General features: G+C 73.1%; 8 protein-coding genes. 7 read left to right on the top strand and 1 reads right to left on the bottom strand.

The genetic code is table 11. From position 1 onward, the window contains the following. Positions 1-1199 (bottom strand): glutamyl-tRNA reductase (locus tag QZ433_RS13460; RefSeq protein ID WP_295784422.1); only part of this gene is annotated, 1199 nt, incomplete at its 3' end. Between the two features lie 100 nt (positions 1200-1299). Here QZ433_RS13460 and hemE point away from each other — a divergent pair. From hemE to hemC, 7 genes are all read left to right on the top strand, one after another. After that, on the top strand, positions 1300-2337 hold the full coding sequence (gene hemE, locus QZ433_RS13465; RefSeq protein WP_295784423.1) for a uroporphyrinogen decarboxylase: 1038 nt from the start codon (positions 1300-1302) through the stop codon (positions 2335-2337). Next, positions 2334-3839, top strand: a complete 1506-nt coding sequence (hemG, locus tag QZ433_RS13470; protein ID WP_295784425.1) for a protoporphyrinogen oxidase — start codon at positions 2334-2336, stop codon at positions 3837-3839. Before hemE ends, hemG begins: the two co-directional genes overlap by 4 nt. Positions 3840-3948: 109 nt before the next feature. Beyond that, complete coding sequence (locus tag QZ433_RS13475; RefSeq protein WP_295784427.1) at positions 3949-4341, top strand: hypothetical protein; 393 nt, start codon at positions 3949-3951, stop codon at positions 4339-4341. 4 nt (positions 4342-4345) lie between these two features. Further along, positions 4346-4756 (top strand): phage holin family protein, encoded by a 411-nt coding sequence (locus QZ433_RS13480; protein WP_108318521.1) that lies wholly within the window; start codon positions 4346-4348, stop codon positions 4754-4756. Next, a complete protein-coding gene (locus tag QZ433_RS13485; protein ID WP_295784430.1) occupies positions 4746-5024 on the top strand; it encodes a hypothetical protein in 279 nt (92 codons plus the stop codon). Before QZ433_RS13480 ends, QZ433_RS13485 begins: the two co-directional genes overlap by 11 nt. A gap of 138 nt (positions 5025-5162) precedes the next feature. Beyond that, a complete protein-coding gene (gene hemQ, locus QZ433_RS13490) occupies positions 5163-5834 on the top strand; it encodes a hydrogen peroxide-dependent heme synthase (RefSeq protein ID WP_295784431.1) in 672 nt (223 codons plus the stop codon). Then, positions 5831-6327, top strand: a 497-nt coding sequence (hemC, locus tag QZ433_RS13495; protein ID WP_295784432.1) for a hydroxymethylbilane synthase, incomplete at its 3' end; no start/stop codon positions are given. The genes hemQ and hemC, both read left to right, overlap by 4 nt.

Consider the following 6327-nt stretch of genomic DNA (forward strand, 5'->3'; position numbering starts at 1 on the left):
CGCGTCGTGGGGGTGTGCAGCAGCACGCCGACCAGGTGGCGCAGGGCCTGCTCGGTCTGTCCGCCCTCGTCGCCGCGGGCGCGCACGCGGGCCACCTCGGTGTCGAGCACGCCGAAGACGTGGGCGCGCAGCGCGACGACGGCGGGCGTGATGTTCTTGCGCTCGCCCACCGAGGCGAAGCGCTTCGCGGCGTCGCGCACCAGGTCGCGCGCGGCGTCGGTGGCCTGCAGCTCTTCGAGCGGGGCGTGCAGGCGGATGGTCTCGAGGTCGAGCAGGTCGACGCCCGGGACGGTCGCGACATCGGGGTCGACGTTGCGGGGGAGACCCAGGTCGATGATCAGGCGGCGTCCGGAGTGGTCGACCGGGCAGCCGGCCGCGGCCATCGTCTCGGAACCCGTGCGTCCCGCGGCGTAGGTCGCGGCGCTGACGACGTGGTTCTCGCTCGTGGTGCAGGTGATGACGAGGTCGGCGTGTGCGACGGCCGCGGGAAAGGTTTCGGCCGACACGGCGCGCAGGCCGTGCTTGGCGGCGAACTTCGCGGCGCGGCCCGAGGGGGAGTGCACCGAGATGTCCTCGGCGCCCTGGTCGCGCAGGGCCGCCACGGTCGCGGCGGCGTACGCGCCGGTACCGACGAGCAGAACGCGCTGCGTCGACCAGTCGGCGATGCGGCTGTCGGCCAGCTCGAGGCCCAGGCGCACGAGCGAGCGACCCGCGCGGCCGATCGCGGTGGAGTTCTTGACGCCGCGCTGGGCCTCGGACGCACGCTGGAACAGGCGCTCCAGCTCGGCGGAGGTCGTGCCCAACTGGCGCGATTCGGTCAGCGCGCGACGCACCTGACCGGCGATCTCACCCTCGCCGACGACGACGGATTCGAGACCGGATGCCACCGAGAACAGGTGTTCGGCCACGTCGTCGCCACCCAGCACGGTGTAGGAACCCTCGAGTTCGGCGGCGGGAACGCCGGTCGCGGCCTCGATGGCCGAGAGGGTGGCGTCGATGCCCAGGGCGACGGCGGCGGTGACGGGCTCGTCCATGTCGACGTATGCCTCGAAGCGGTTGCAGGTGGCGACGACGACGGCGCCCTGCACGCACTCGTCGTGCGCGGCGATCAGGGGGGCGACGGGGGTGCGAGGTACGCTGAGCCGCTCGAGGAGCTCGAAGGGCGCGGTCTTGTGACTCGCGCTGACGCACAACAACACGTACGTATTCTACGCCCGGCTCCCTCGGGGTATTCCGGGTGGCCCTTCGACGTCAAGGCATCCCCCGGGTCGCACAGCGACGGATGGGAGGATGGATGCCATGGCCTCCCTCGACGCTCCCCTTCTCCGCGCCCTCCGAGGCGACCGCCCCGAGCGTCAGCCGGTGTGGTTCATGCGGCAGGCCGGGCGCTCGCTGCCGGAGTACCGCGAGCTACGGGTGGGCACTCGCATGCTCGACGCGTGCCTGACCCCCGACCTCGCGGCCGAGATCACGCTGCAGCCCATCCGTCGTCACGACGTGGATGCCGCCATCTTCTTCAGCGACATCGTCGTGCCGCTGCGCCTGGCCGGCGTCGACGTCGTCATCGAGCCCGGTCGCGGTCCGGTGTTCGCCGACCCCGTGCGCACGGCGGACGACGTCGCGCGTGTCACCGCGATCGACCCGGCCGAGGTCGCCGCCGCCGCCGAGCCCGTGCGCGAGGCCGCGCGCCGCGTGACCGCGGAGTTGAGCGACGGGGTGCCGCTGATCGGTTTCGCCGGCGCCCCGTTCACCCTCGCGGCGTACCTCGTCGAGGGCGGCCCGTCCAAGGAGCACCTGCGCGCCCGCGGCATGATGCACGCCGACCCGCAGTCGTGGCACCGCCTGGCCGGGTGGTTGGCGAAGGTGTCGCGCGCGTTCCTCGACGCCCAGGTCGAGGGCGGTGCGCAGGCCGTGCAGCTGTTCGACTCGTGGGCCGGGTCGCTGTCGACGGCGACGTTCCGCGAGTTCATCGCGCCGCACTCGACCGCGGCGCTCGAGGGCATCGAGGTTCCCCGCATCCACTTCGGCGTCGGCACCGGCGCCTTCCTCGACGAGATGCGCCTGGGCGGACTCGCCGACGCGGTGGGAGTGGACTGGCGGATGCCGCTGGACGAGGCCGCGGCGGTCGTCGGCCCCGACACGACCCTGCAGGGCAACATCGACCCGGCGCTGCTGGGCGCCCCGTGGCCGGTGCTGCGCGCCCACGTCGACGACGTGCTGGCCCGCGGTCGAGCGGCGCGCGCCCACGTGCTCAACCTCGGCCACGGCGTGCCCCCCGACACCGATCCCGACCAGCTGACGCGCATCGTCGCGCACGCCCACGGGGAGGGCGAGTGAGCGAGCCCCTCGACCGCCTGGTCCGGCACGCGCACGAGACGCGCGTCGTCGTCGTCGGCGGCGGGGTCTCGGGCCTGATCGCCGCGCGCGAGTGCGCGAAGGTCGGCCTGCAGGTGACCGTGCTCGAGGCGTCCGACGTCTTCGGCGGCGTCCTGCGCACGGCCGAGGTCGGTGGCATCGTCCTGGACGTGGGCGCCGAGAGCTACGCGACCCGCGGCGGCATCGTGCGCGGCCTCCTCGGCGAGCTCGGCCTGGCCGACGCCGTCGTGACCCCGAACCCCGCCGGAGCGTGGGTGGCGGGTGTCCCCGGGGTCGGTGCGGCACCCCTTCCGAAGGGCGGGGTGCTCGGCATCCCGGACAATCCTTTCGACCCCGCCGTTCGCCGCATCATCGGCTGGTCGGGCGCGTGGCGCGCCTACGTCGATCGCCTGCGGCCGCCGCTGACCATCGGCCACACGCTCAGTCTCGGCAAGCTCGTGCGCTCGCGCCTGGGCGCGCGCGTGCTCGACCGCCTGGTCGCCCCGGTGACCAGTGGCGTCTACTCGGCGCGGCCCGACGACATCGACGTCGACCTCGCCGCCCCCGGCCTGAACGCCGCGCTGACGCGGACCGGATCGCTCACCGGTGCGGTGGCCGAGTTGCGCGCGCGGCGCGTCTCGACGCGTCCCGCCGATGCCCCCGCCTCGGACGTCCCGGTCGTCGCGGGCACGGCCCAGGCCCCCGCGCCCGGCGGCGCCGTCGAGGGCATCGCGGGCGGCATGTCGCGCCTGGTCGACGCGCTCGTGGCCGGCCTGACCGACGCCGGTGCCGACCTGCGTCCGGGCGTCCGCGCCGAGGGGCTCACCCGCACCGACGACGGGTGGAGCGTGTCGACCTCGGCCGACGCCGAGCCGATTGCTGCGCGTGCGGTCATCGTCGCCCTTCCCGAGGGTCCGGCGCGGGCGCTGCTGGCCCCCGTCGTCCCGGGGCTCGACGAGGGCGAACCGGTCGCCCCGGTGGTCGAGGTGGTGACGTTGGTGGTGAAAACGCCCGAGCTCGACCGCGCTCCCCGCGGGACCGGCGTGCTCACCGTCCCCGGCAGCCACGTCGCCAAGGCGCTCACGCACTCGAGCGCCAAGTGGGAGTGGGTGCGGGATGCCACCGCCCCCGGCGTCCACGTCGTGCGCGTGTCGTTCGGCGCGCAGGGCGAAGAGCCCGCCACCGCGTCGCTCGACGACGACGCCGCGGCCCGCCTCGCTCTCGCCGAGGCCTCGGCGATGCTGGGCGTGGAGCTGTCGGCATCCGCTCTGGTGGACAGCCATCGCTCGCGCTACGTGCAGTCGCAGCCGGCCGCGACCATCGGCCGCGCCGCGGTGACCGCCGCCGCCCGCGGCGCGGTGCGCGCGGTGGCCGGCCTGGGCGTCACGGGCGCCTGGGTCGCGGGAACGGGTCTGGCCCAGGTGATCCCCGACGCGCGGGACGAGGCGGACCGTGTCCGCAGCGCGGCGCTCTGGCGTCACTGATCCGGTCGAGTCGACCGTCGGCGTCCGGCTGTCAAGGGCGGATGCCCCAGGCGGCATACATGACTACTGTGAGACTCGACCAGCACTCGATCGAGCGTGAGGAGACCCCATGAGGGGCAAAGCAGCACTCGTCGTCGGACTCGTGGCGGGATACGTGCTCGGAGCACGCGCCGGCCGACAGCGGTACGAGCAGATCAAGACGCAGGCCGGCAAGGTCTGGGACCAGCCCGTCGTCCAGGGGCAGGTCGAGAAGGTCAAGGCGTTCGGCGTCTCGGCCCTGAAGTCCGTCCCCGGTGTGGTGTGGAAGGGCGCGAAGTCGGTCACGGGCGCCGCGTCGAAGTCCGGCACCGTGCAGGAGCGCGCCGAGCGCGCGGGACGCGCCGCGAAGCAGTCGGCCCACGAGGTCGCCGACGTGGTCGAGGACTCCGTCGACGACGCCAAGCGCGCCGAGAAGTCCGCCACGACTCGCGCCAAGGCCGCCCAGAGCACGTCCGGGAGCTGACCGCATGACCACTCCGCGCGGATTCCGCGATCGCTCCGACGACAGCCTGTTCACGCTGATCGGCGACATCCCCGAGCTCGTGCGCAACCTCGTGGTCGCCGAGATCAACGGGGCGAAGGCGTGGGCGCAGCGCACGGCGAAGGATGCCGGGATCGGGGCCGGCTGGTTCGTCGGCGCCCTGATCGTGCTGTTCTGGGCCATTCCGGTGTTCTTCGCGTTCGTCATCGCGGGGCTGTCGTCGTGGTGGCCCGTGTGGCTGTCGGCGCTCGTGGTGTTCGGCGTGATGGTGGTGATCACGGCGATCCTGGCGCTGCTGGGCTACCTGCGGTTCAAGAAGCTGTCGAACCGCGAGAACCCGGGCAAGGCCATCGCCGAAGACGTCCGCATCGTCAAGGAGGCCCGCGATGAGTATTGATCGACCCGTCCCCGTGCCGCGCACGGCCGTGCCGCTGGGGATCACCGACCCGGTCGAGTCGGCCCGCGCCGAGCTCAAGGCCGCCCTCGCCGCGCTCGAGGTCAAGGCGAACATCCCGCGTCGCGCGAGCGAGACCGTCGACCGCAAGGTGCACGAGGTGCGCGAGAAGGCGCAGAAGAACCCCGCCGCCGCCGCGGCGGTGGTCGCCGGTGTCGCGGCCCTCGTGGGCGTCGCGGTCTGGGGCATCGTCCGCGCCTACACGCGCTGAGAAGGCTCGGAGCGGCTCGTCCCCCTCGCCGGGGCGGGCCGCTTCGTCATCCCCGGTGCCGTTCGCGGACGCGAGGGGTGGTTCGGCGCCGAGTCAACCGGTTTGGCCCGTCGCGGCGACCGGACGAGACTAGGAGTCATGTCCGATGACAGCTCCTCTTCCGTGTACACGCTGTGGGCGGTCTTCCGCCGCGATCCCGAGAACCCCGTCACCGCCGCCGAGGCGACCGAGCTCGCCGACCTCGTCTCGCTCATCGAGGCCGACGGCGTGACCGTCCGCGGGTTCTACGACGTCAGCGGTCTGCGCGCCGATGCCGACCTGATGGTGTGGCTGCACGGCGAAGACCCCCAGGCGCTCCAGCGCGACCTCCGGCGCCTGCGCCGCACCGAGGTGCTCAAGAACCTGCTGCCGACGTGGAACGCGATGGGCGTGCACCGCGACGCGGAGTTCAACCGTTCGCACGTCCCCGGCTTCCTGCGCGGCATCGACGCGAAGCAGTGGCTGTGCCTGTACCCGTTCGTGCGCAGCTACGAGTGGTACCTGCTGCCCGAGGCCGAGCGCCGCGACATGCTCATCGAGCACGGCAAGAAGGGCTCGGAGTACCGCGGCGTGATCGCCAACACCGTGGCATCCTTCGCCCTCGGCGACTACGAGTGGTTGCTGCCGATGGAGTCCGACGTGCTCACCGACCTCGTCGACATGATGCGCGACCTGCGGTACACCGAGGCCCGACGCCACGTGCGCGAGGAGGTGCCGTTCTACACCGGCCGTCTCGTCACGCTCGACGAGATCCCCGAGATCCTCCAGTGAGCACCGCCCTGCGCCTGGGGACGCGGCGCAGTGCGTTGGCGATGGCGCAGTCGCAGATGGTGGCCGACGCGGTCGCCTCGGCATCCGGTCGTCCGGTCGAGCTGGTGCCGATCGTCTCCGAGGGCGACGTCAACCGCGCGTCCTTGTCGCAGCTGGGCGGGCGCGGCGTGTTCGCGAACGGTCTGCGCGAGGCGCTCGCGGCCGATCGCTGCGATTTCCTCGTGCACTCGCTCAAGGACCTTCCGACCGTGCAGCCCGACGGTCTGGTGATCGCCGCGACCCCGCCCCGCGAGGACGCCCGCGACGTCGTCGTCACCCGCGACGGAACGCCGCTGGGTGCCCTCGCGCCCGGGGCGCGCGTGGGGACCGGCTCCCCGCGTCGTATCGCGCAGGCCCGGCGCCACAACCCGCGGCTGGACATCCGCGACATCCGCGGCAACGTCGATTCCCGCCTCGCGCGCGTGCGCGGAGGAGAACTGGATGCCGTCATCCT

The organism is uncultured Microbacterium sp. (assembly GCF_913776565.1).
Taxonomy (GTDB): domain Bacteria; phylum Actinomycetota; class Actinomycetes; order Actinomycetales; family Microbacteriaceae; genus Microbacterium.

Coding starts and splice junctions, on each gene's coding strand:
- hemE (WP_295784423.1), top strand. CDS start 1,300: ATGGCCTCCCTCGACGCTCCCCTTCTCCGCGCCCTCCGAGGCGACCGC.
- QZ433_RS13475 (WP_295784427.1), top strand. CDS start 3,949: ATGAGGGGCAAAGCAGCACTCGTCGTCGGACTCGTGGCGGGATACGTG.
- QZ433_RS13480 (WP_108318521.1), top strand. CDS start 4,346: ATGACCACTCCGCGCGGATTCCGCGATCGCTCCGACGACAGCCTGTTC.
- QZ433_RS13485 (WP_295784430.1), top strand. CDS start 4,746: ATGAGTATTGATCGACCCGTCCCCGTGCCGCGCACGGCCGTGCCGCTG.
- hemQ (WP_295784431.1), top strand. CDS start 5,163: ATGTCCGATGACAGCTCCTCTTCCGTGTACACGCTGTGGGCGGTCTTC.